This window comes from Gilvimarinus gilvus, from assembly GCF_030518155.1.
Lineage (GTDB): Bacteria > Pseudomonadota > Gammaproteobacteria > Pseudomonadales > Cellvibrionaceae > Gilvimarinus > Gilvimarinus gilvus.
The window spans coordinates 13,486-38,714 of the sequence record NZ_JAULRU010000220.1 but is presented as its reverse complement, the minus strand read 5'-3'; the positions used below and the strand labels follow the sequence as shown (position 1 = coordinate 38,714).

Sequence of the window (25,229 nt, the reverse complement as noted above, 5' to 3'; positions counted from 1 at the left end):
GTGGAGAACTTTAAAAATGTAATCAATTTCACCCATTGGGAAGCCTTGAATTCAACATGTCTGGACTGAATTGATTATGGGCCTAGTGCGATTGCGCCGGTTTGAATGGTTGTACCCTTTGCTGTTACTGGCGATGTTCTCGCTGATCGTTGGTTTTCTCTGGTATCAATATCGCGCGGTAAATGGGCAGGTAGGACAGCTGCGTTTGGACGCCGAACATAGCCTGTGGTCTAACAAGCTCACACATTTGGAGAATACAGCCATTGAACGCTGGCGTTGGCTGAGCGAGTTTGCACAGGCGCAAGCTGAGCGTCAGGATTTGGCAACGTCGCAGCACGCGCTGATCCAAAGTTTATGGCCTGGCGCCGTGACTCTGGACATTAAACCGGACGGATCATGGCAGGCAATTCCCCCAGAGGCCTCTAAATCTCTTCGCTCAGGCCTTTCTGCAGACCTTGCTTGTAGTGACATACATGATTCAGATTGGTTGGTTACGCGACAAGAGGTCTATCTAGTCTTGCCGTTTACCGCGCAGCCTTCCCCGGCGCAGTGCTGGGTGTATTTATTGCCACTGGTTAGTTTTCTCGAATCACAATTCGCAGAAACGACAGATCTGGGGTGGTTATTGACCACGCCCGATGGCGCGATGCTTTCGAGTGGCGGTGCGGCTGTACTCGTCGCCTTGCAAAATCATGAAAGCATGCTGGCACAACCAAATCGAGCGATTGAAATACACGCAAGCAACGGCTCTCCCTATTTACTCATGGGGTTTAAGTTACTTGGGGGCGAGGATCGACAAGCGCTAACACTTACGATCAGTCAGCCCATTGACCCGACTTTTGACGTCCTATTGCATCGCAGCAGTTGGCTACACTATTTGTGGTTAGCCGTTGGTTTGATTGGCATAGCCATTTTATTTTGGGTTATTTTCAACCGGTTTAGGTTAAATGCACCCCGCCGAGCGATGGGCGCCAATCGGTTGGATCTTGCTTTGGAAAGTAGTCAAAGCGGGTATTGGGAGTGGGATATTCAGACCAATAAGGTAGAGTTTTCTGATCACTGGAAAAAAATGCTTGGGCTGACAAAAGGGGATTGGGTTAAAACAGGCGTTGATGAGTGGCTGCGGCGAATTCACCCTGAAGACCGCGAACAAAGCTACGCGCTGCTGGTGGCACACCTTAAAAGTCAAACAGATATGTTCGAGCACGAACAGCGTGTGCTCGATCGCGACGGGCGCTACATTTGGTTTCTGACCCGGGGTAAAGTTTCTGAGCGTGATGGACAAGGTCGTGCTCAATACATGATAGGCGTATACACCCGAATCAATGAGCGCAAACAAGTAGACATAATGGTGTCTAAACAGCAAAAAGCGTTGCAGCAGCTGAATGAAATCGCCACACTCGCTGAGTCGCAACCGCAAGAACAGTTGCGTAAATCGCTCAGCTTAGGCGCACAATATCTCGGCTTACCAATCGGTATAATCAGTCATATTCGAGGAGACGACTATACTATCAAGGTGCAACATTCGCCGCCAGATGCGCTGCACGACGGGCAGGTATTTTCATTGCCCGATTGCTATTGCCATGACACCTTGCGACTAGGTGATGTCCTGTCCATGCACCACGTGAAAGAGACAGGTTTCGCCACTCATCCGTGCTACATAAACACACAGTTGGAAAGCTATATTGGCGTCCCTATATGGGTGGCGGGCGAAATTTACGGCACGTTAAATTTTTCTGCGCCGGTGGCGAGGCCAGAGCCCTTCAGTGAAACCGAGCTCGATTTTGTGCGGCTGATGGCGCGGTGGGTTGGCGGCGTTCTAGAGCGTTGGTTTAGGGAGGCGGAAAGCTCCAGGCTAAGCGAGACTTTTACCAAGCTTTCCGACAGTTTACCTGGGTGCTTGTGCCAGTTTCAAATGAACCGTGACGGCGTTATGTTTTTCCCCTACGCGAGCCGCGGTATTCTGGATGTCTATGGGGTTACGCCCGAACAGATAGCAGAATCGGCTGCTTCAGTTATCGAGCGGATACATGAAGAAGATGTCGAACGCGTCGGTCAATCGATTATGTCTTCTGCGGAAACTATGACGATGTGGGCCGCCGTGTATCGTTATCATCACCCCGATAAAGGAATAGTTTGGGTGCGAGGTCAAACCAGCCCAGAAAAGCTCGATGATGGCAGTGTCATGTGGCACGGTTTCCTTTGGGACGTTACGGAAGAAATGCTGGCACAAGAACGCCTTAAATACTCCAATCGCTGGCGTCAGGCAATTCTGGACGCTGCTAATGTATCCTTTATTGCCACAGATCGCGATGGAATTATTCGTACCTTCAATAGTGGTGCCGAAAAAATGCTGGGCTACAACGCCTCTGAGGTCGAAGGTAAACGTGATCAAGGTTTTATACACGTTCAAGAAGAGGTTGTGAAGCGCGCTGAAACTCTGTCTCAAGAATTGGGGTATGTGGTGCAGCCGGGGTTTGATGTCTTTGTTGAGAAAATTAAACGTGGTGGCACAGATGAGCGCAAGTGGACGTATATAAGAAAAGACGGCTCGCGATTTCCTGTTATCTTGACGGCGACCGCCGTATACGATGAAGAAGGTAACGTCGATGGCTATCTCGGGGTCGGCCGTGACATTAGCGAGGTTGAGTCTCAACGTGAGCAATTGCGGGTGTTTGCAGAGCGTACCCAAACTATATTAAACAATGCGGCCGATGGAATTATAGCAATTCGCAGTGATGGCACCATCGACACTTTTAATCAATCGGCTGAGAGACTGTTCAGTTGGCGTGCGGAAGATGTTGTTGGTCGGTCCGTGGATATTCTTCTGGCGGCGAATGAGACGACCAGTCAGAGCAGTTTTCTCGAGCTTTTTAAGGCTGGTCAAAAGGAGCGCGCAGTGGGCGCCACTCGTGACCTTGTTGGTGTTCGACGAGAAGGAGAGCAGTTCCCGCTTGAGCTGGCGCTTTCCGAAATTATGCAAGAAGGTGAGCCTTTGTATATCGCTATAGTGCGTGATATCACGGAGCGCAAACGTATCGATCAAATGAAAAGTGAATTCATCGCTACGGTCAGTCATGAACTGCGAACACCTCTAACGGCTATCAGCGGCTCATTACGCCTATTAGATGGCGGTGCTATGGGTGCTTTGCCAGCGCAGGTCGGTCGTTTGGTGCACATTGCCTATACCAATAGTTCGCGCTTAATACACTTGGTTAATGACTTGCTCGATATGGAAAAGCTGGTGGCTGGAAGAATGGAATTTACCATGCGTCCGCGGTTGTTAGCCCCGCTTATTTGCTCAGCTATTGAAGAGAATGCAAGTTATGCGGCCGAGCACAATGTCACCTTCGAATTAAGTGATGAAAAGTTAACGAGTCGGGTCAGTGATCGCCCTGTGATTGTAAGTGTTGACGAGAATCGCCTGAAGCAGGTTATGGCTAATCTATTGTCCAACGCAGCAAAGTTTTCACCAGAAGGCGCCAAGGTCACCGTTCGGTTAGAGTGGGAACCGAAGTTAGTGCGCGTAAGTATTATTGATCAGGGCAAAGGTATACCGGAAGAGTTTCGTGACCAGATATTTCAAAAGTTTTCGCAAGTGGACAGCTCCAGTACCCGCAGTAAGGGAGGGACAGGCCTCGGCTTGGCGATCACCAAAGAGCTAGTGCAGCGTATGGATGGACATATTGGCTACGACACGCACGTGGGCAAAGGAACGCGGTTCTATTTCACGTTGCCAGCCTGTCTGGGGTCGCGATTTGCTGCTCGTCCACCGCGGGTTTTACCGAGGGTCTTGCAGGTAGAGGACGACCCGGATATCCGTGAAATCGTAGCGATTTTGATGCAGGGCTGTTTCGACTTGACCGGCGTTGCAACCGTCGCGGACGCACAAACACTGCTAGAAAGCGAGCACTATGACTTAATTATTTTAGATGTCATGCTGCCCGACGGTAGTGGTCTGGACTTGTCCTCCAAGATAGCGGACACTTCTTCGCGAGGCGCAGATATTGTGGTTTTGTCGCAGGTTCCGCTATCTACCCAGCAGTCCCGTACATATAAAGCTGTGATTGAGAAGGCGGACCAGATGGCCGATTCGCTTGTCGAACTATTGGATGAGTGGTTGGATCGGTACAATGAACGATAAAGTATGAAATGGACAGGTAAGAAAACATGGCACAGTTGCAAACGATTTTGTACGTCGAAGATGAGCCGGATATCCGCGCTATTGCCGAGCTCGCCCTGGAAACCGTAGGTGGTTATACTTTAGTGAGTTGCTCGTCGGGTCGTGAGGCTCTGGCGGCTGCCAAGAGTGAGGTGCCAGACCTGATTTTGCTGGATGTGATGATGCCGGAAATGGACGGACCGGAAACTCTGCGCCAATTGCGAGAATTAAAATCTATGGCTGGCGTACCCGCTGTTTTTATGACAGCGAAGGTACAGCCTTCAGAGGTAGCCGAATACTTGGCTTTAGGCGCGGTAGATGTCATTGCCAAACCGTTTGACCCGCTTACGCTGGCCGAGCAGATCAACAAAATTTGGCTAAGTGCCAAACCCAATACAATTTAAATTCGAGGGGTCGGGTGAGTCGAGACAGTAAAAAAAGTGTTTTGGAGAAGCTGGCGAAACTTCGAGCGGAGTATGGCGCTCACCTGCCGGTAGAATTAGCCAAAATAGCGGGCGACGCGTCGAAGCTATCTGAAATCGACGACGCCAAGCTGTTGCAGGAGTTGCATCGCCGCTTACACAAATTGGCAGGCTCTGCCGGCAGCTTTGGATTCCCGAATTTGAGCCAACGTGCCCGCGAACTCGAGTTGGCGATTCAGGAGTGGCTTAACGTGGGTGCTCCTGATGCCATAACCCGATCACAAATTATCAGTAATCTTGCCAATTTAGAATCCGGAATTGCTGAGCCAACAGATACCCACGGTCGCCCTGAAGGCCATTCGGCCCATGGGCCAGATAAACGTCGCAACACCGTGTATGTGGTAGAAGATGATCACCATCTGGCGCGAGAAGTTGAAGCGGCCTTGATCAGTTTTGGCTATGACGTTCACCATTTCGACCAGCTCAAAGATGCAGAGAGTGCCATCTTATCCCGACGGCCGGATTTTTTAATCGTTGACGTCGTTTTTGAGGGAGAGCAAGAGTTGGGGCCGCAGAGTATTGCGCGCTTGCAGGGTGCTGTCGACGACCCTTTGTCGGTTATTTTTATTTCCAGCCACGATGACTTCGAAACTTACTTGTCGGCGGTCAGAGCCGGCGCTATCGGTTATTTTGTTAAGCCTTTAGATATTGCCGAAGTGATCGATTGTCTGGAATCACACCTAAACTTGTCGCAATCGGCTTCTTATCGTGTGTTAATTGTGGATGATGATGAGTTATTGGCGCGCCATTATAAGTTGGTGTTAGAAGCCGCCGGTATGATGGTTGAGGTGGTGAACGATCCGCGTCAGGTGCTGACGGCAATGGACAGCTTTCATCCTGAGGTGGTGCTGCTCGACTTGAATTTACCCACCTGTCGTGGATACGAACTGGCGCAGCTCATCCGTCTTAACCCTGCATGGCTGCGAGTTGCCATCGCGTATTTGTCTTCAGAGCAAGACGAACAGGCGCAGGCGTTCGCAATACGCCATGGCGGCGAAGACTTTCTTACTAAGCCGATTTCTGATTTGCGCTTAGTAAGCGCAGTAAGTGTGCGAGCTGCACGTGCCCGGCAGCTCAGCGATGCCATTGATCGGGATAGTCTCACCGGCCTGCTAAAACACAGTCGCATCAAGGAACAGGTCAATATTGAGTTGCAGCGCGCGGCAAGACAAAACAAGCCAGTGAGCGTCGCTATGATAGACCTGGATCATTTTAAAAAGGTTAACGACACTTATGGCCATCCGGTAGGCGACAAGGTGATTCGCGCATTGTCGCAGTTGTTGCGCCAACGGTTGCGTAAAACAGACAGTATCGGTCGGTATGGCGGGGAAGAGTTTGTCGCGGTATTGCCCGAGTGTGATCAGGATTCGGCCGTGACCTTACTTGAGGGTATAAGAGAAAGTTTTGCGGCGCTGGGCTTCAGTGTCGACAACAAGAGCTTTAATGTGACGTTAAGCGCAGGTATCGCAACGGCCATAAGTCAAAGTGGAGATGTACTTGAGGCCGCTGACAAAGCCCTGTATCAAGCGAAAAGCAGCGGCCGCAACCGTGTGGCCGCGGGAAAATAGCCAGAGAGGTTAGCAGATGTACGCTACAAGCCTCGTCCTGCGGGACTTTAGGGCTGGCCCAAGTTCGTCACTGCCGCTTTTCGGTGGGTAGACACCTTTACAACAGCGTATAGATTGCGATTCAGCGAGCAAGCCTGATGACATAAGGAGTTTTTTACCCGTTTGCCTAATCGTTGGATGGCACTGGCGTATCGGGCTCGTCGCCTTCGCCTTCTTCAGTTGCTTTTTCCGGAAGGTTTTCGCCGTCGAAATGGGTAAAAGTATCACCGTCAAAGTAAATGGTCAGCGTGCGCTTGTAGAAGCGTCCATTACCCATTTTTAGGCTATAGTAGTAGTCCCAGCGGTCATCGCTGAAAACATCGGAAATCAGGGGCGTGCCCAGTATAAAGCGCACCTGGCGCTTGTTCATGCCAGGCTCCAGCTGTTCGATCATCTCGGTTGTGATGATGTGTCCCTGCTGGATATTAATTTTGTGGACACCAGGGAATTGAAAATATTGACACCCCGCAAGCAGAAACAGGCTACATAGAATGACGAGGGGCAATTTGACTATTTTCATTACAGGGGTTCCACTTGATAAAATGAATGGGCGATAATACCTGAACAACTTGAACACTGAGAAGGGTTTGGACAAAAAAATGGCCGACGAAAACCAAGAACTACGTAAAGCGGGCCTGAAGGTAACCTTGCCTCGGGTAAAGATTCTGCAGATGCTGGAATCTTCCGATGAGCATCACATGAGTGCTGAAGACGTCTACAAAGCACTGATGGAGGCCGGTGACGATGTCGGTTTGGCAACGGTTTACCGGGTACTGACACAGTTTGAGAGCGCAGGGTTGGTGATTCGCCATAATTTTGATGGTGGCCACTCAGTGTTCGAAATCTCTAGTGGTGAACATCACGATCACATGGTTTGCTTGGACACGGGGCGCGTGATCGAGTTCCACAACGAGGAAATTGAAAAACTTCAGCAAAAAATCGCCGAAGATCATGGCTTTGAGCTAGAGGACCATTCTCTGGTGCTTTATGTTAAGCCGAAAAAGGCCTAATTCAGGGGCTTACTAGCCTCCGGGGCCACCTCAAGCTCCGTCTACTCCTTGCCTGCAGCTTACTCCGAACCCGTTAACATTTGTTCGGCGTGAGCACGCGAGGCGTCTGTAAGCCTTGCGCCGCCAAGCATGCGGGCCAACTCGTCAACTTTTTCATCGCCTGCCAGTTCCACTAACGTTGTGGCGGCTGATTTGGCTGAACTGATTTTCGTCACCTGCAGGTGGTGGTGCCCTTTACTCGCAACCTGAGCTAAGTGAGTCACACAAAAGATTTGGCCGCGCTCGGCTAGCGCGCGCAGCAGTTGACCTACGGTATCGGCGGTAGCGCCACCTATGCCAACGTCTACTTCATCGAACACCAAGCTGGCCAGGGTGCTGTTTTCCGCCGCCACCACCTGAATCGCGAGACTAATACGTGACAGTTCACCGCCAGAGGCTACTTTGGCTAAGCTGCCAGCAGGTTGGCCAGGGTTGGTACTGATTAACAACTCAACGTCTTCGGTGCCGTGTGGTCCGGGCTTATCGCTGCGATCAAAGAAGTCAATTGTTAGCTTTGCATGTTCCATTGCCAACTGCTTGAGGTGCTGATTGACTTGTTCACCCAGGCGTTTGCCCGCTTTGCGGCGAGAGCTGGTTAACTTTGCGGCGAGTTTACGGTAATCGTCTTCGAGCTTGCGGACATCGGCTTCCAGAGCTCGCAGCTTCTCATCGCTCACGTCTAATTGGTCGACCTCTGTGCTGAGGTTGGCGTGTAACTCCCGCAGCGCCTCGGGCTGCACACGGTGTTTGCGGGCTATATCGTAAATTGTGGTCAGTCGGTCATCAATTGCGGCGATGCGCGCCGGGTCCATGGCAAAGTCATCGGAAAACAGTTCAACGCTATTGAGCGCCTCACTGACCTGAATTTGCGCTTCTTGCAGCATTTGCTCGACCTCTTGCAGAGTATCGGGTTTCTCTTTCAGCATGGTCAACAATTGCAAGGCACGGCCCAGGCCGACTTGAATCCCCATTTCATCGTTGCCCAGACAGTCGCTGAGCTGACCCGCTGTTTGCAGCAAATTTTCTGCATTGGCAAGCATGTGTCGTTCGGTTTCGAGCTCCTGTAGCTCGCCGTCTTTTAAATCGAGCTGATCGAGCTCTTCGACCTGGTAGGCAATCAATTGGTGGCGGGCACTGAGTTCCTCGGTATTAACCCGCAGCGACTCCAGGTGTCGGGCTTGCGCTTGCCAGTGTTTAAAGGCTTGTTTCACCGCGTCAGCCAAAGGCAGGTGGCCGGCGTATTCGTCGATCAGGCGGCGGTGATTGTCTTTTACCAGCAAAGACTGGTGTTCGTGCTGGCTGTGAATGTCCATAAGCATGTTGCCCAAGGTTTTCAATTGGGTCAGTGTGGCGGGATGGCCGTTGATGTATGCTTTGGAGCGCCCCTCGGCGGTAACGGTGCGGCGCAACAGACATTCGCTGGGCAACTCAACTTGCTCCAGGTCTTGCTCCACCAGCCAGTGGCGGGCTCGTTCGATGCGTGTCAAATCGAAAGTGGCGCTGATATCGGCTTTGCGGGTGCCGCGACGCACCCGGGTGGCGTCAGCCCGGTCGCCCAGTGCTTGCCCCAGTGCCTCCAGCAATACGGACTTGCCAGCGCCGGTTTCACCGGTAATAACCGTCATACCCGCTTTAAAGTCGAGATCGAGACTCTCAACCAACGTAAAATTCTGCACGCTTAAGTGGGTCAGCATAAATGCGCTCCATTTCGGGCTTATATCTGTTTATATATACAGTATTCTTGGCGATTCTGCGACGAAATGCAATACACCCCTTGAAAATGGTTAATAGGGCCCCACATTCCGCTTAATTGAATAAACCTGAATGAGGCACAACAAGGTGACAGATCAAGAGCACAAAGATCAGGTCGATCAAGAAGCAGTAGAAGCCGAACAGGCCGAGACTGAACAGCCTGAAGAGGCGGTAGAGGTTGATATCTCTAGTTTACAGTCGCAACTGCAGGATCTTACCGCAGCCCTGGCCAACGCCAAAGAGCAAACCCTTCGGGCCCATGCGGAAACGCAAAATGCCCGGCGCCGCGCCGAGGCTGATGTCGAGAAGGCCCATAAGTTCGGCCAAGAGAAGCTTGTCGCTGATCTCTTGCCGGTCGTGGATAATCTGGAGCGCGCATTGGCCAGCATTGATGTGGAAGATGAAAGCTTCAAGGCTGTGGTCGAGGGTATTGAGCTAACGCTTAAGTCTTTTACCGACACCTTAACCAAACACCAGGTCGAACCGGTGAATCCGGTGGGGGAGCCATTTGACCCGCAACTACACCAGGCAATGTCAATGATTGAGAGCCCTGACTCTGAGCCCAATACGGTGCTCGATGTATTCCAAAAAGGCTACACGTTACACGGCCGATTGGTACGACCAGCCATGGTCGTGGTGTCAAAGGGCTAAAACACCACAAAATGTATGGATTTTTGCCTGCTGGGTCTTGAAATGCGCTGATGCGCGCCCATATAGGCATTAACGACTGAATTCGCCGCGTTGCGGCAACCAACTGAAACAAAGCGTCTGGTCGACGACCAAGTCGTTGCTCTTACCGAGCGATGCGTGACCAACGAACTGAGCAACTTCAGGAGACTGAATTATGGGTAAAATTATCGGCATTGACCTGGGTACCACCAACTCGTGTGTTGCGGTGCTCGAAGGCGAAAAAGCCAAAGTTATTGAGAACTCGGAAGGCGATCGCACCACGCCATCTATTGTGGCGTTTACCAACGACGATGAAATTCTGGTTGGCCAGAGTGCTAAGCGTCAGGCGGTTACTAACCCCGACAACACCATGTATGCGGTTAAGCGATTGATCGGCCGCAAGTTTAAAGACGATGTTGTACAGAAAGACATCAAAATGGTGCCTTACAAAATTGTCGAGGCTGACAACGGCGATGCTTGGGTTGAAGTTAAAGGTGACAAAAAAGCGCCACCACAAATTTCTGCCGAAGTACTCAAGAAAATGAAGAAAACCGCTGAAGACTACTTAGGCGAAGCGGTTACCGAAGCGGTGATCACCGTTCCGGCTTACTTCAACGACTCCCAGCGTCAGGCGACCAAGGATGCCGGTAAAATTGCCGGTCTGGACGTTAAGCGTATTATTAACGAGCCAACCGCTGCTGCTCTGGCCTATGGTATGGACCAGAAAAAAGGCGACCGTACGATCGCGGTCTATGACCTCGGTGGTGGTACCTTCGATATTTCCATTATCGAAATCGCCGATGTCGATGGCGAACACCAGTTTGAAGTGCTGTCTACCAACGGTGACACCTTCCTGGGTGGTGAAGACTTCGATATGCGCCTGATCGAATACTTGGCTGAAGAGTTCAAGAAAGAGCAAGGCATTGACCTGCACAGCGATCCTCTGGCCCTGCAACGTCTGAAAGAAGCCGCGGAAAAAGCGAAAATTGAACTGTCGTCAAGTCAGCAGACAGAAGTGAATTTGCCTTACATCACTGCAGACAACACAGGTCCTAAGCACTTGGTGGTGAAGATGACACGCGCCAAGCTTGAGTCTCTGGTTGAAGAGCTGGTCACTCGCTCGTTGGAACCTGTGAAAATGGCGATTAAAGACGCCGGTGTGTCGGTAAGCGACATCAGCGATGTTATTTTGGTGGGTGGCCAAACCCGCATGCCTATGGTGCAAAAGGCCGTATCAGAGTTTTTTGGCAAAGATCCACGTAAAGACGTCAACCCCGATGAAGCTGTCGCCATGGGCGCGGCTATTCAAGGTGCGGTACTGGCCGGTGACGTGAAAGACGTGTTGTTGCTGGATGTGACTCCGCTGACTTTGGGTATTGAAACCATGGGCGGTGTTGCCACGCCACTGATTGAGAAAAACACTACCATCCCGACGAAAAAGTCGCAGGTGTTCTCAACCGCTGAAGATAACCAAACCGCTGTGACCATTCACGTGGTGCAGGGCGAGCGCAAGCAAGCGACGCAGAATAAATCACTGGGTCGTTTTGATCTGGCCGATATTCCGCCAGCGGCGCGCGGTATGCCACAAATCGAAGTGACCTTTGATATTGATGCTAACGGTATTTTGAATGTTGGCGCTAAAGACAAGGCCACCGGTAAAGAGCAATCCATCGTGATTAAAGCGTCTTCCGGTCTGTCGGACGACGAAATCGATAAGATGGTACAAGACGCCGAAGCCAATGCCGAAGCGGACAAGAAGTTCGAGCAGTTGGTGACTTCACGCAACACGCTCGAAGGCCTGATCCACGCCACTGAAAAAACGCTGAAGGAAGCCGGCGACAAGGCAACTGACGAAGAGAAAGCGGCGATTGAAGCGGCGATCACTGAAGCTCAGGAAGCGGTTAAAGGTGACGATGTTGAGGCTATCGAAGCGGCGACAACGAAACTTACCGAAGCTTCTGGCTCATTGGCGCAAAAAATGTACGCTGAGCAACAGGCGCAAGGCGCCGGTGCTGAGCAGGCCGGTGGCGCCGAAGCGGGTGCAGAGGCCGACGACGGCGTGGTAGACGCTGAGTTTGAAGAAGTGAAGGACGAAGACAACAAGTAAGTTAAGTCCTGATCCGGGTGCGGTCGTCGATCGCACTGCTCAAACTACAAATGCGGGCCGGAGATTCCTTCGCCCGCATTTGTTGTGTAACAAGACAGTGGCTTTCCCGGATATGCGGGAAGTTACGAGCAATCAAGCTGGAAACTCGAATACATGGCAAAACGCGACTATTACGATGTTCTTGGGGTGTCTAAAGACACGTCGGCGCAGGAGCTAAAAAAGGCTTACCGACGAGTGGCAATGAAACACCACCCGGATCGCAACCCAGGCGACGCCGAGTCGGAAGAGAAATTCAAAGAGGCCAGCGAGGCTTATGAAGTTCTTTCCGACGAACAAAAACGTGCCGCTTACGATCAATTCGGCCATGCCGGAGTTGATGGTCAATCGGGCATGGGCGCCGGCGCCGGTGGGTTCGGTAACTTCAGCGATATATTTGGCGATGTGTTCGGCGATATTTTTGGCGGGGCAGGCGGTGGCCGTGGTCGTCGCGGTGGTCCGTCACGTGGATCCGATTTACGCTACACCCTGGATTTAGCACTGGAAGACGCTGTGCGTGGTTCTCAGGTGCAAATTAAGGTGCCGCGATTAGCGCACTGCGACACGTGCGAAGGCTCTGGCGCTAAGCCCGGCAGCTCTCCGGTTAGCTGTGCCACCTGCGGTGGCGTGGGTCAGGTGCGCATGCAGCAGGGTTTTTTCTCGGTGCAGCAAACCTGCCCGACCTGTCACGGCCGCGGCACCACCATTTCCGACCCCTGTGGCAGCTGTCATGGCCAGGGTAGGGTAGAGGAAACCAAGACCTTATCGGTCAAGGTGCCACCGGGCGTGGATACCGGTGATCGCATACGTCTTTCTGGCGAAGGCGAAGCGGGTTTGGAAGGTGGTCCCGCCGGCGATTTGTATGTTCAAATTAACGTTAAAGAGCATGAAATTTTTACCCGCGATGGACGCGACCTGTATTGTGAAGTGCCGATTGATTTTGTGCATGCTTCACTGGGCGGTGAAATTGAAGTGCCAACACTCGACGGCCGGGTTAAGCTCAAAGTTCCGGCGGAAACTCAAACCGGCAAACTGTTTCGTTTGCGCGGCAAGGGAGTAAGCCCTGTGCGAGGCGGCGCTGCTGGAGACCTGATGTGCCGCGTTGTGATCGAAACGCCGGTTAATCTCACCTCTAAGCAAAAAGAATTGTTGCAGCAATTCGCCGATACCATGAAAGAAGGGAAAAACTCCCCGCGCCAAAAAAGCTGGTTCGATGGTATGAAAAATTTCTTTGGGGATATGAAGATTTAGATTGTCAGAATAAAGCGCTGTATTAACGGGCCCCGGTACCTATGACAGGTATCGGGGCTTTGTTTTTATGAGCTAGACGTTTGACGTCCGATGTCTGACGAGGGCAGCTTCAGACCTCGGACATCAGACATCCGACGTGTTTTGCAATGTATGTAAAGAAGTGCCAACTTCTACCCCAGAAAAAGTTAAAAAGATGGGGTTTTTCAGCTACATTGGTATACTCGGTCAACGCTTGGCAATGCCCGCTAAACGCGTTACAGTAATTGAATATAAAAAGCTAATTACATATAAAATCAATGTAGAGACCGCCACATCCCTATGGCATCCTCCTGGGTGTGGCTAGACCCTATGGAGAACCACAATGAAGATGATCAAAGGCCCCGCGCTATTTCTGGCTCAGTTCGCCGGTGATGAAGCGCCTTTTAACACCTTAGAAAACATCGCTGAATGGGCCGGAAGTCTCGGCTTCAAAGGCATTCAAATGCCCTCGTGGGATAAGCGCCTGTTCGATCTGGAGCGAGCCGCGGACGATTTAGATTACTGTAAATACGTAACAGATACCCTGGGCAAACATGGCCTTGTGCTGACTGAGCTGTCTACTCATTTGCAGGGTCAGCTAGTGGCTGTTCACCCCGTCTACGACGAAATGTTTGATATTTTTGCTCCCGAAGAATTGCACGGTAAGCCCGATGAGCGCCAGAAATGGGCCGTAGAGCAAATGTACCTGGCGGCAAAGGCCAGTAAAAATTTCGGCCTAACCGCACACGCTACCTTCTCTGGTGCTTTGCTGTGGCCCTTTGTTTATCCTTGGCCCCAGCGACCACAAGGTTTGGTGGAAACCGGCTTTGCCGAGCTAGCCAAGCGTTGGAGGCCCATTCTTGACGCCTTTGACGAGGCCGGCGTGGATGTTTGCTACGAGCTGCATCCCGGTGAAGATTTGCACGACGGTGTCACCTTTGAGCGCTTCCTGAAGGAAGTGGATAACCACCCGCGTGCCAACATCCTGTACGATCCCAGCCACTTTATTTTGCAGCAGTTGGACTATTTGGCGTTTATCGATCGCTATCACGATCGCATTAAAATGTTCCATGTAAAAGACGCAGAATTTAACCCAACCGCTCAGCAGGGTGTGTACGGTGGTTACGAGGGCTGGGTTGAGCGCGCCGGTCGTTTCCGTTCACTCGGCGATGGCCAGGTGGACTTTAAAGGTATTTTCTCCAAGCTTACTCAGCACAACTACGACGGCTGGGCGGTTATTGAGTGGGAGTGCTGCATGAAGCACCCAGAAGCGGGTGCGGAAGAAGGTTCGCGCTTTGTCGCTGAGCATATAATCCGCATTACCGACAAAGCGTTTGATGACTTTGCCGGTGGCGAAGCCGACGAAGCCAGCAATCGCCGAATCCTCGGCTTGGGGGGCAAATAATGGCCGCAGCAAGAATTCGTTTAGGCATGGTCGGTGGTGGCCGCGGTGCCTTTATTGGCGCTGTTCACCGCATTGCTTCGCGCATTGACGACAAATACGAGCTGGTGGCCGGCGCGCTTTCCTCTAATCCGGAAAACGCCAAGCTGTCAGGCGAAGACCTGCTTATCGCCCCCGACCGTTCGTACGCGTCTTACCAAGAAATGTTTAAAGCCGAAGCGGCGCGCGAAGATGGTATTGAGGCCGTGTCTATCGTGACGCCAAACCATATGCACTTCCCAGTCGCCAAAGCGGCCCTGGAAGCGGGCATTAACGTTATTTGCGACAAGCCGGTAACCCGCACATTGGAAGAAGCGCTGGAGCTCGAAAAGCTGGTGCAAAATTCCGACAGCTTTTTTGCCTTGACCCACAACTACAGCGGTTACCCATTGGTGCGCTACGCGCGCGAAATGGTTGAGCGTGGCGATATTGGTAACATCCGTATCGTGCAGGTGGAATACCCTCAAGAGTGGTTAACCGAGCAGCAGGACTCAGATAACAAGCAGGCATCCTGGCGCACCGACCCGGCCCGCTCGGGGGCCGCGGGATGTTTGGGCGATATTGGTACCCACGCCTTTCAGTTGGCTCGTTTTATCAGCGGCCAGAAGGTTACCTCTGTCTGTGCAGATTTAACGGCGTTTGTACCCGGTCGTCCGGTCGATGACAATGTACATGTGATGATGCGCTTTGAGGGCGGTGCTAAGGGCATGCTCTGGTCCAGTCAGGTAGCTCCTGGTTGCGAAAACGGTTTGCGTATTCGCCTCTTTGGCGATAAAGCCGGTTTGAGCTGGTCACAGGAAAACCCCAATGAAATGTGGTTTACCCCGCTGGCCGCTCCTGCTCAACGGATCACTCGCCGCGATGACTACTGGGACAGCGAATATGCAGTGCGCGGTATTCGCATACCTTTTGGCCACCCTGAAGGTTATCTGGAGGCGTTTGGCACCATCTACAACGACATTGCTGACGTTCTGCAAGCCAAACGCGATGGCAAAACCGTTGATATTGAAAGCTGGATTCCCGGTATTGAAACCGGGGTAGAAGGTTTAAAATTCATCACAGCGGTATTGGCTTCTTCTGAGGCTGACAGTCGCTGGACTGACCTGTAAGATGATACTCGCACCGGGCTCTAGAGCCCGGCAACCATAACAATAAGCATAGGGTTAAAACTATGACTGAAGTCCATCGTTCTAGAATTTTTACCGCCAGCTGCGTGGCGCTAATTGTAACTGCTATGACCTTCGCCATTCGAGCGGGTATTTTGTCCCAGCTTGGTGAAGACTTCGCACTCAACAATACCGAGCTAGGCTGGATTAACGGCATGGCTTTTTTGGGTTTTCCATTCGCCATGATGTTTGGTGGCCTTATTTATAATCACGTTGGTCCGAAAAAGCTATTGGCAATAGCTTTTTTGTGTCACGCCATTGGTTTGGTGATGACCATGACCGCCACCGGCTTTTGGACATTGATTCTGTCCAGTTTCTTTATCGGTTTTGCCAACGGCTCAGTGGAAGCGGCGTGTAACCCGCTAATTGCCGAGCTTTATCACGATAAAAAAACCATTATGCTCAACAAATTTCACGTATGGTTCCCAGGTGGTATTGTGATCGGTTCGTTGACGTCACTGCTTATGGGCGATGTGATGGGACTTGGCTGGCAATGGCAGATCGGTATTATGCTGATACCAACCGCAATTTATGGCTACTTGGTATTTGTAGAAGCTTTCCCTGCGCTGGATCATACCGAAACCTCTACGCTTAATAATGTGAAAGCGCTCCTGTCTCCTCTGTTTATCTTCATGATGTTTTGTATGACGGTAACCGCAATCTCTGAGTTTGGTCCGCAGCAGTGGATTGAGAAAACCCTCGGCAGTTCAGGTGTTCATCCCATGGTGATTCTGGCTATGGTAACTGGCTTGATGGCCGTTGGTCGATACTTTGCCGGGCCTGTGGTCGAGGCGTTGAACCCTGCAGGTGTACTTTTGGCCTCGGCGGTTGTCGCGACTATTGGTGTTTACACCATGAGCTTTGCTTCCGGTGCAATGATCTACGTGGCCGCTATTTTGTTTGCCTTAGGCGTCATGTATTTCTGGCCGACCATGATTGGTTTTGTCAGTGAATACCTACCAAAAACCGGGGCGTTAGGTATGTCCTTGATGGGGGGCGCCGGTATGTTCTCTGTGAGCATGTGGAACCCCGTTATTGGCGGCTGGTTGGATTCTGCCAAAGAAGACGCCATTGGCGCAGGTCTTGTTGGTCCAGAGGCTGAATTAGCTGCTGGCTTGGCAACGCTGGAGAGCATGGCGCTGTTCCCTGCCGCTTTGATCGTCGCCTTTACCTTCTTGTTCATTATTCGCAAAAAGTTGGTGCGCGGTGAAATTAACGCCGAACCTCTAGCGGATTAATGGAAGAGAAAGACTGACGCCGAAGGTCTGACGTCAGACGGGTACTGCGGATCGCAGAACGTAAAAAGGGGGGGAGCCAACCGGTTCGCCCCTTTTTTGTGTAGGCCGTACTTGGAATACTGCACATTGACGTGACGGTGCTTCAAATAAAGCCGCGACTTTTCCGTTCACAGTTCACAGTTCACGGTTCTCCCCAAAAAAAGCCCCACTTAAAAAAGCAGGGCTTTTTGTTTGCATCTGACATCAGACCTCCGACGTCAGACATCAGACGTTCTTTTACTCTATCGAGTCCCGTAAACCACCATGGTTTTGCCTTTGACGTCTACTAAACCTTGTTCTTCCAGAGTTTTGAGAACGCGGCCCACCATTTCACGGGAACAGCCTACTATACGGCCAATCTCCTGACGGGTGATTTTAATTTGCATACCGTCTGGGTGAGTCATGGCATCAGGTTCTTTACACAAATCCAGCAACGTGCGTGCAACGCGACCGGTGACATCCAAAAAGGCGAGATCACCAACTTTGCGCGTGGTTTTACGCAGGCGACGAGCCATTTGTGAGCTTAACGCAAATAGAAACTCGGGGTGGTCTTCGGAAATTTCCTGAAATTTACTGTAGCTGATTTCGGCTACTTCGCATTCGGATTTAGCGCGTACCCAAGCGCTGCGAGAATCTTGCGTGTCAAACAGTCCCATTTCACCAAAAAAGTCACCATCGTTAAGGTAAGCGACGATCATTTCGCGACCTTCATCGTCTTCGATTAATACGGTAACGGACCCTTTAACAATGTAATAGAGCGAATCACTTTTATCTCCAGCGTAGATAATAGTGCTTTTGGCGGGGTAGCGACGTCGATGACAATTGTTTAAAAAGTCATCAACATTTTTAATATGTGGCGTAAGCGAGACAGCGACCAAAGTGCAGCTCCTGCAGGATTTGTAACATGAATTAAAATTTGGCTCATTATGCCGCGAAATACCGCTAGTGCCAAATTACTGCATAAAAGCTTGGCTAGGATTGTGACCCAGTTATATCAGTATAACCTTTAAGGGGTGAATAGCGAGTTGCCAAGTGTCGAAATACACGACAAGTTCTTCCCTGACGCCGTTTGTGGTAGGCTTGGCGCCCCGATTTAGGCCGTTGGGCCGCATGGTAGAAATTTACAGAGGCAAACAAATGCAAGCGACAGTCAAATGGGTAGATGGTGCACAATTTTTGGGTGAGTCTGGCAGTGGTCACAGTGTCGTGATGGATGGCCCTGAAGATCACGGCGGTCGCAATACCGGTGTCCGCCCAATGGAGATGTTTTTGCTGGGCCTTGGCGGTTGCTCTAACTTCGACGTTATTAGTATCTTGAAGAAAACACGCCAGAATGTGTCTGATTGTCGGGTAGAAATTAGCGCGGAACGCGCCGACGCGGTACCTGCCGTGTTTACCAAAATCCACTTGCATTTTGTGGTGAGCGGCCAAGATTTGAAAGAAAAGCAAGTGGCTCGCGCTGTTGAATTGTCTGCCACTAAATACTGCTCTGCCTCCATCATGCTGGAAGGCGCTGGGGTAGAGATTAGTCACGATTTTGAGATTGTAGAGAACGCTTGATGTCCGACGTCGGATGTCAGATGCCAATGCGCCCGCGTCAGACATCCGACCTTAAGCGTTAGACCTATTCTATTAAATATAATAACTTGCCACTGTCATGGCTTTTGACGTCAGGGTCATGGCGGCCTTGACCGGCGTTGGAAAGCGCATACCGCCGGCTTCTAGGGCGGTGCGGGCGTGACGCGCCTCATCTTCCAGCATTTGTTCGACGACAATCCTCGACTTTCCATCTTGTTCCGGCAAGTCTTTGAGGTGCGATTCGAGATGCTTGCAAACCTGATCTTCGGTAGCGGCTACAAATCCCAGACTGACACGGTCGCTGATCAGCCCGGCTGTAGCGCCAATCGCAAATGAAGCAGAATACCAGAGCGGATTAAGGTAGCTGGTGTGACTGTTCAGATCGTCGAGCCGCTGCTGGCACCAATGCAGATGATCTTCTTCCTCACTGGCGGCCTCGCGCATTTGCTCGCGTACTTTGGGCAATTTAGCCGTTAGTGCCTGACCTTCGTACAGCCCCTGTGCGCAGACCTCGCCGGCGTGGTTGACCCGCATCAAGCCGGCACTGCGGCGTTTTTGCTGCGGGGTCAGCTCGGGCTCGGTAATATTGTCCGCCGGGGATGGGCGTGTGTGCTCTGCTCGCCCACCTGCCATATTTTGTAGGGTTTGGTCGGCTTTGATAATAAACCGGTCTAGCACTGAAAACTCTGGTGAATGCATAAGCCCTCCGTCAATCTATCGCCAGTATACTACGAGCTTGAAGTTTTCCGACAGCAGCTACTGCTTTGCATTGGCACCAATAATGCCCCTCTCGTCTATAATTTTGCGCAATGCGACAGTAAAGGGCTCAATGAGGTGGGCGTGGTGTTTGTGAATAAGGGGGCTGGCCTCAATTTGTCCGAGTCTTAGATTTTCATGTATTGAGTCTTGCGCGTTTACCTGTTGCACCACATTCCTGAAAATGACCTCTACCCCAAGGCAATGGGTGGCACGCTCTAAAGTCAGCATCCGTATTGCAGACTGAAAGTCGGGCACTTTAAAGAATTTAGGCGCACGCTCGCTATAGCGTTGCTTAAGCTTGTTAACCCAAAAGCGAGCCGAGTAGTTGCCGTCTACATAGCAAATTGTATTCTCGGGTTGAATAATGTGATCCAGTTCCTGCTTCCCGGCGTCAGCGCCCCAGATGCTCATAAAAGTTTGTCCGATAACAACATCAACGGGGACAACATGCGCAAGCTCTTTATCGGTAAGGGCCTCGGGAATACGGGCGCAATCGCCATGGCTGGCACCGGAGACGGCCTCTGCTAATGAGCGGCGGTCCGGGCGATAATCCATACTAAAGTGATAGCCCATCTCAGCAAAAGCGTCGTGGTAGTACTGCTCTAGTACTTGCGCCTGTGGCATTGCACTGGGTACTGAGCAGGTAAAGCGAATTGTTTTGGCTTCATCTTCGTGAGCCAAGACCGGTGTCGCCATTAAGGCAATCAGTAGCAGGGTATACCATTTCAATTTCACAACGTTCCTTGCAGTGTCATTTGGCTATATTGTATCGGCCCTGCTAAGGATAGCAACAATTGTTGCGGTCAGCCTGCAACACTGGCAGGATTGTGGCGATACCCAGAGCGGAGCTAGTCGTGCAGGAAACCAATAATATCAATCAAATCATGGATGCGAGCATCCCCCTCGTGGTCATGGAAACCTTTGAGGAAAAGAAAGCTGAAGACATGTTGTTGGGCATCGCTCGCCAGCGTTTCGCCAAATTGGCGCGCTGGAGCATTACCGACGGATTAGCGACGTTAACCTATGGGCCGCAAATTGTCGCCAAGGAAACTAAGTTTAATGAGCCGGTTGAGCTTCTGCGGCATATTAAAGCGACCAACGAGCCGAGTATTTATCTGTTATGCGATTTTCACCCCTATCTGGAGGAGCAGCCGGAAATCGTACGTCTGATCAAAGATATTGCACTGAATCACTTGAGTGTCCCCAATACACTGATATTTCTCAGCCATCGCTTGCGGCTACCTAAAGAGCTTACTCGTTACGCGACGGGCTTTTCGATGCCCCTACCTACTGATGATCGAATTTTGGATTTGATTCGAGAAGAGGCCCGTGCCTGGTCACAAAAGCATGGCGATGCGCGCATTAAAACCGACAATGTTACCTTGAAGAAAATGGTCGCTACCTTGCAGGGGCTTTCCAGTAGTGACGTCCGTCGTTTGGTGCGTTCGGCCATTTGGGATGACGGCGCTATTTCCGCAGACGACCTGCCGCGAATTAACCGCAGTAAGTTTCAGCTAATGGACCTTGAAGGCATTGTCAGTTTTGAGACCGAGGTAGATGATTTTGCCAACGTGGGTGGCCTGCATAATATGAAGCGCTGGCTAACGCAGCGCCGTGACGCCTTTGTCGAGCAAAACAGTACACTGGACCGACCTAAAGGGATTCTATTGCTCGGCGTGCAAGGGGGCGGTAAATCTTTGGCCGCAAAGTCGGTCGCCGGTATGTGGGGGTTGTCATTACTTAGGCTCGATATGGGAGCTCTCTATAACAAGTATATTGGGGAGACGGAGCGCAATTTGCGCGAGGCACTGCAACTGGCCGATGCGATGTCGCCGTGCGTGTTGTGGATGGACGAAATTGAAAAGGCGATGGGGCAGGGCGGCGGTTCCGATAGTGGCACGTCGCAGCGTTTATTGGGCACTCTATTGACCTGGATGGCCGAGCGCCCAAGCCGGGTGTTTATTGTCGCCACCAGTAACGATATCAGCCAGTTGCCGCCGGAGCTGATTCGCAAGGGGCGGTTGGATGAAATCTTTTTTGTCGATCTGCCCGATGCCGACATACGCCAGGAGATTTTCGATATCCATTTGAAAAAGCGCGACATGGACCCCGCCCAATTTGATTTGGCGGCACTTAGCGAAGCCAGTGCTGGTTTTAATGGCGCTGAGATTGAGCAGGCCGTGGTTGGGGCCTTGTATCAGGCGCAAACCGAGAGCCAGACGATGAACACTCAGTTAATATTGTCACAGTGCTCTTTTACCAGTCCTTTGTCAGTCGTCATGGCAGAGCAAATGGCCAGTTTGCGCCACTGGGCGCAGGATCGGACGGTGCCCGCATGATGATTAATGTTCGGATAATGCAGTGGTTGGTTGTGGTTTCCGTTTTGCTTGTGACGGCTTGCAGCGATGCGCCAAAGTTGGCGCCCCTACCCAGCAATGCCACCGTACTGGCGTTCGGCGATAGCTTAACGCGGGGCACCGGAGCCAGCTCTGAGCACAGCTACCCTGCGCAGCTGGCGCGCTTGACGGGCTTGTCGGTCGTTAACGAAGGAGTTCCCGGTGAGCTCTCAAAACAAGGGGCAGCGCGGTTAGCGAGTGTTCTCGATCGAGTGCAACCGGATTTATTATTGCTGTGTCACGGTGGCAACGACATCCTGCGTAACCTCGATAAAAGCGCCATGCAATCCAACCTGCAGTCAATGATCGATATGGCCTACGAGCGGGGTATACCCGTGGTATTGATCGCCGTACCGCAACGGTCGCTGTTGCTGCGCGCGGAGACGCGTTATCAGGATTTAGCCAGGCAAAATCAGCTTGTATTTGCCCCAAATGTCGTCGCCGATGTACTGGGCGAGCGTGCGCTTCGCTCCGATCAAATTCATCCCAACGCGGCTGGGTATAAAATAATCGCGGAGACAATAGCGCAATTATTGCGCGAATCGGGCGCCATATAGATGTTTTGAGTGATTTTTGAGCGTTTGACGCAAGGCTGTCGTACGTCAGCTTGGCGTCAGGCACATCTCTGACGCAGATTTCAAGCTCGTATCCCGTTTTACTGGTGTCTCACCCAAAGACATGCAGGAACCTAACTATGACCACTGCCGATAATGCAAACGCCACCAAAAGCGGCGTATCCGTCTCTTTGTCAGAAGGTATTCAGAGCTACTTTGACATTGGCGAGCACACCATTTCCGTTTGGGCCTCGGCCTGGAGTGGGCGTGAACAGGTTAAAGTTGACGACCAAATCGTCGTATCCACCCGAAATCTGACAGGGCTCAAAAGTGAAATGTCGTTCCCTCTCGATGGCAAAACCTATCAGGTCGTGTTAGAAACCAAGTCTATTTTGCGAGGCTGTTATAGCGTTTCTTTATTCTGCGGTAACACTCTCATTGACTCGGATGAAGGGGCGTATCCGGCCACCAATTTCATTTGGCGATGGGGCTGGAAAGGTGTGGTTGGCTTCTTTATCGGCTTGTTTGCTACGGGTTTTGTTGTGGGATTAGTCAGTGCCCTGATCGCTGCTGGAGCGGCGCAATGAATATCGATGGTCAGCTGATTCGCGAATCACGTCAAGCCCGCGGCTGGACACAGCAGCAGTTAGCCGAGGTGGCCACATTGAGCTTGCGCACGGTGCAGCGGGTAGAAAATCAAAATATGGGATCGAATGAAACGGTCTCATCATTGTGCGCGGTATTGGAGCTACAGCGCACTAAGTTGATGGAACCACAGCGACGGTTGGAACCCAGTGCCTATAAACAGTATTTGCTGTTACTCTCAATTTTTGTCGCGCTGGCGGCGGGGGTAGGGATAGGGATTATGGGCACTCTAATGGTCATTGACTGAAAGACTTGCCGAGTCCGAGCCATCCATAATCAGGTTTGACGCACTTATTGCACCTGATTATGGATGGTGGCCTAGCGACTTTTAGACGTTGTGATTAATACAGTTTAAATTATCGCTATTGTTGAGTGCCAATTTCAATGTATTTGATGGCAAGACTGCGGTTTTGCGGGTCGCTGGCAAAATCGAGCGTCAAATCGTAGCGACCCTTAGCCAAATGCAGTGTCTTTGCATGTTTGCCCCAGCTTTTGGTTGGTGCCTCCGAGGTGTGTGCCAACCTTTTACCCATTCGCTCCTTACTTTTAAACGGTGCGAAGTCTCGCAACACAATTTTTTGTTTACCTATACTTAGCGTAACCTCGCCGCTATATTTTTTTTGCGGTGTATCATAGCCAAGCGTGAGTGTATACCGGCCCGCTTTAACGACTTCCAAAGGCCAGCGTATTTGCCCCGGCTGCTGGGATACTGACTCTACCCAGTCGTGCGCCCATCCATCTTGAAAATGATATTCGACTCCTTCGCGGGTTATTTCGGCTTCGTGCGCTGGGAACATTGTGTACGGTATACCTGCGTGTCCGACAGGAATGGGCAGTGCTCGATACTCGTTTAAACGTGTATCTTGGTACCACTGTAAATATTGATTCTTTAGGTCATTTAACTTCTCAGGGTTTTTTTCGGCCAAGTTCACTTTTTGCTGGGGGTCTGTGGCTAAATTGTATAGTTGCCAGCGTTGCTGGTGGTCGGTTGTCGCCAGCCAGCCTTCTTGTCTAATGGCTCCCGGAGAGGCCTGAACCGCCTGTTGTTCGGGGCGTCGGGTATTGCGGAAATGGTGGGTAAACAGTGGACGCTTATTGAGTGCCGCTACATTTTCCCCTTTTATGGCGGGTGACAAGTCCACGCCGTGGATGTTGTTCGGTTGTGTTGACTTCAGCCCGGTCAGAGTAAGCAAGGTCGGTAGTAAGTCGATGTGCTGGCCCGGCGTTGTCACTCGGTAGCCTGAGCGCAAATGGCCCTGCCAGTAAATAGCGAACGGAACTCGGACACCTCCCTCATCGACTTTTCCTTTCGATCCTTTCATGTCACCGTTATAACGGCTGTTACCGCCGGGAAACGCGGGCCCATTGTCGGATAAGAAAACGACGAGAGTGTTGTCGAGCGCCCCCCGACGATCCAGTTGATTGAGTAGACGCTGCAAATTGGTGTCAATATTTTCAACCATGCCAAATACGCTGGCATCTACGTTATCGAGACCAATCAATTTGTATTGGTCAAACAGAGCCTGCGGCAATTCGAAAGGGCTGTGGGGTGTATTGAAGCTCAACATGGCAAAAAAGGGTGAGTCACTTTCTTGTATGAATTCTAGGGTTTTATCCGTTAGTCGGTCAGGCAGATAGCCTGTAAAGTTTTCTGTAGATTGGTTGTGTTGAACTTCGCCATCGAAATAGTCTGTGATGTGGCCGTCGGCAAAGCCGTAAAACTCTTCAAAGCCCTGGCCGTTAGGGTCATAGGGATATTGCAGGCCGTTGTGCCATTTGCCGAAGAGGCCGGTACGATATCCGGCGCCTTTAAATATTTCCGCGATGGTGACTTCGCTGGGAAACATTTTCTCACCGCCGCGGGTCACGCTGTACACCCCGGTTGCCAGGGAATGGCGGCCCGTTAATAGGCTGGCACGGGTGGGCGAACACACAGGACTTACATAAAAGCGATCAAAGGTAACGCCGTTGTTCATTAGGTGATCAATGGTGGGCGTTTGGATGTTTGGATTGCCGTTAGCGGCAACGTCGCCCCAGCCCATATCATCTGTTAGTACGAGCAGGACATTAGGCCGAGATATGGCGTCGATATCGGGTTGCGTTTGGCAGCCGCACAGCACAATCAGCGTTACTAGGCCAGATAATAAAGGCAGTCTCATCAGGCTTTCACTCTTGGTTATTTAATTAAAAAAAGGGCGTGTTAGCCTAGGTTAACACGCCAAATGGAGAGCGTAAGCTCATACATACAATAAATAAAATTTGCGGGCTAAGCATCTAGCC

21 protein-coding genes are annotated in these 25,229 nt (G+C 51.4%); 15 read left to right on the top strand and 6 right to left on the bottom strand.

All coding sequences use genetic code 11. The annotated features are described in order from the left end of the window. The first annotated feature begins 76 nt into the window (after window positions 1-76). From QWI17_RS02600 to QWI17_RS02590, 3 genes are read left to right on the top strand one after another with little or no spacing between them, the layout of a single operon-like run. Entirely contained in the window at window positions 77-4,144 is a 4,068-nt protein-coding gene (locus QWI17_RS02600; RefSeq protein ID WP_302720935.1) for a PAS domain S-box protein, read from the top strand. 26 nt (window positions 4,145-4,170) lie between these two features. After that, window positions 4,171-4,566, top strand: coding sequence for a response regulator (locus QWI17_RS02595; protein ID WP_302720934.1), 396 nt, complete (start codon window positions 4,171-4,173; stop codon window positions 4,564-4,566). A gap of 14 nt (window positions 4,567-4,580) precedes the next feature. Beyond that, window positions 4,581-6,212: a diguanylate cyclase gene (locus QWI17_RS02590; protein WP_302720933.1), complete on the top strand. Its 1,632-nt coding sequence runs from the start codon at window positions 4,581-4,583 to the stop codon at window positions 6,210-6,212. 166 nt (window positions 6,213-6,378) lie between these two features. On the opposite strand, the gene QWI17_RS02585 is transcribed toward QWI17_RS02590, so the two are convergent. Continuing rightward, window positions 6,379-6,771 carry an outer membrane protein assembly factor BamE gene (locus QWI17_RS02585; RefSeq protein WP_302720932.1) on the bottom strand — a complete coding sequence of 131 codons (393 nt, stop codon included), beginning with the start codon at window positions 6,769-6,771 and terminating at the stop codon, window positions 6,379-6,381. Window positions 6,772-6,850: 79 nt separating this feature from the next. Here QWI17_RS02585 and fur point away from each other — a divergent pair, with 79 nt between their 5' ends. After that, a complete protein-coding gene (gene fur, locus QWI17_RS02580) occupies window positions 6,851-7,261 on the top strand; it encodes a ferric iron uptake transcriptional regulator (RefSeq protein WP_302720931.1) in 411 nt (136 codons plus the stop codon). A gap of 59 nt (window positions 7,262-7,320) precedes the next feature. On the opposite strand, the gene recN is transcribed toward fur, so the two are convergent. Further along, the gene (recN, locus tag QWI17_RS02575; RefSeq protein ID WP_302720930.1) at window positions 7,321-8,994 is read right to left on the bottom strand and encodes a DNA repair protein RecN; all 1,674 of its coding nucleotides are present in this window, start codon (window positions 8,992-8,994) and stop codon (window positions 7,321-7,323) included. Between the two features lie 130 nt (window positions 8,995-9,124). Between recN and grpE the strand changes: the two genes are divergently transcribed. The 6 genes from grpE (at window position 9,125) to QWI17_RS02545 (ending at window position 16,978) form a co-directional block, all read left to right on the top strand. Continuing rightward, window positions 9,125-9,703 (top strand): nucleotide exchange factor GrpE, encoded by a 579-nt coding sequence (gene grpE / locus QWI17_RS02570; RefSeq protein WP_302720929.1) that lies wholly within the window; start codon window positions 9,125-9,127, stop codon window positions 9,701-9,703. A gap of 193 nt (window positions 9,704-9,896) precedes the next feature. Beyond that, window positions 9,897-11,828: a molecular chaperone DnaK gene (gene dnaK / locus QWI17_RS02565; protein WP_302720928.1), complete on the top strand. Its 1,932-nt coding sequence runs from the start codon at window positions 9,897-9,899 to the stop codon at window positions 11,826-11,828. 153 nt (window positions 11,829-11,981) lie between these two features. Beyond that, window positions 11,982-13,115 (top strand): molecular chaperone DnaJ, encoded by a 1,134-nt coding sequence (gene dnaJ, locus QWI17_RS02560; protein ID WP_302720927.1) that lies wholly within the window; start codon window positions 11,982-11,984, stop codon window positions 13,113-13,115. Window positions 13,116-13,476: 361 nt separating this feature from the next. Further along, a complete protein-coding gene (locus QWI17_RS02555; RefSeq protein WP_302720925.1) occupies window positions 13,477-14,538 on the top strand; it encodes a sugar phosphate isomerase/epimerase family protein in 1,062 nt (353 codons plus the stop codon). After that, on the top strand, window positions 14,538-15,683 hold the full coding sequence (locus QWI17_RS02550; protein WP_302720924.1) for a Gfo/Idh/MocA family protein: 1,146 nt from the start codon (window positions 14,538-14,540) through the stop codon (window positions 15,681-15,683). Before QWI17_RS02555 ends, QWI17_RS02550 begins: the two co-directional genes overlap by 1 nt. A 62-nt stretch (window positions 15,684-15,745) precedes the next feature. After that, window positions 15,746-16,978, top strand: a complete 1,233-nt coding sequence (locus QWI17_RS02545; RefSeq protein ID WP_302720923.1) for an MFS transporter — start codon at window positions 15,746-15,748, stop codon at window positions 16,976-16,978. Between the two features lie 281 nt (window positions 16,979-17,259). Here the strand turns inward: QWI17_RS02545 and crp are convergent, their stop codons facing one another. Continuing rightward, a complete protein-coding gene (crp, locus tag QWI17_RS02540; RefSeq protein ID WP_302720922.1) occupies window positions 17,260-17,895 on the bottom strand; it encodes a cAMP-activated global transcriptional regulator CRP in 636 nt (211 codons plus the stop codon). A gap of 259 nt (window positions 17,896-18,154) precedes the next feature. Between crp and QWI17_RS02535 the strand changes: the two genes are divergently transcribed. After that, complete coding sequence (locus QWI17_RS02535) at window positions 18,155-18,577, top strand: OsmC family protein (protein ID WP_302720921.1); 423 nt, start codon at window positions 18,155-18,157, stop codon at window positions 18,575-18,577. A 72-nt stretch (window positions 18,578-18,649) separates the two neighbouring features. Here QWI17_RS02535 and coq7 read toward each other — a convergent pair whose 3' ends face one another. Both coq7 and QWI17_RS02525 read right to left on the bottom strand, forming a co-directional pair. Continuing rightward, complete coding sequence (gene coq7, locus QWI17_RS02530) at window positions 18,650-19,294, bottom strand: 2-polyprenyl-3-methyl-6-methoxy-1,4-benzoquinone monooxygenase (RefSeq protein ID WP_302720920.1); 645 nt, start codon at window positions 19,292-19,294, stop codon at window positions 18,650-18,652. A gap of 57 nt (window positions 19,295-19,351) precedes the next feature. After that, window positions 19,352-20,089 carry a hypothetical protein gene (locus QWI17_RS02525; protein ID WP_302720919.1) on the bottom strand — a complete coding sequence of 246 codons (738 nt, stop codon included), beginning with the start codon at window positions 20,087-20,089 and terminating at the stop codon, window positions 19,352-19,354. Window positions 20,090-20,181: 92 nt separating this feature from the next. Here QWI17_RS02525 and QWI17_RS02520 point away from each other — a divergent pair, with 92 nt between their 5' ends. The 4 genes from QWI17_RS02520 to QWI17_RS02505 all read left to right on the top strand — a co-directional run bounded on the left by QWI17_RS02520 (window position 20,182) and on the right by QWI17_RS02505 (window position 23,196). Next, entirely contained in the window at window positions 20,182-21,693 is a 1,512-nt protein-coding gene (locus tag QWI17_RS02520) for an AAA family ATPase (protein ID WP_319835114.1), read from the top strand. Beyond that, a complete protein-coding gene (locus QWI17_RS02515) occupies window positions 21,690-22,307 on the top strand; it encodes an arylesterase (RefSeq protein ID WP_302720918.1) in 618 nt (205 codons plus the stop codon). Before QWI17_RS02520 ends, QWI17_RS02515 begins: the two co-directional genes overlap by 4 nt. A 137-nt stretch (window positions 22,308-22,444) precedes the next feature. Continuing rightward, a complete protein-coding gene (locus QWI17_RS02510) occupies window positions 22,445-22,891 on the top strand; it encodes a hypothetical protein (RefSeq protein WP_302720917.1) in 447 nt (148 codons plus the stop codon). Next, a complete protein-coding gene (locus QWI17_RS02505) occupies window positions 22,888-23,196 on the top strand; it encodes a helix-turn-helix domain-containing protein (protein ID WP_302720916.1) in 309 nt (102 codons plus the stop codon). The genes QWI17_RS02510 and QWI17_RS02505 overlap by 4 nt, the downstream gene beginning before the upstream one ends. A 115-nt stretch (window positions 23,197-23,311) precedes the next feature. Here QWI17_RS02505 and QWI17_RS02500 read toward each other — a convergent pair whose 3' ends face one another. After that, on the bottom strand, window positions 23,312-25,108 hold the full coding sequence (locus tag QWI17_RS02500; RefSeq protein ID WP_302720915.1) for an arylsulfatase: 1,797 nt from the start codon (window positions 25,106-25,108) through the stop codon (window positions 23,312-23,314). Window positions 25,109-25,229: the final 121 nt, after the last annotated feature.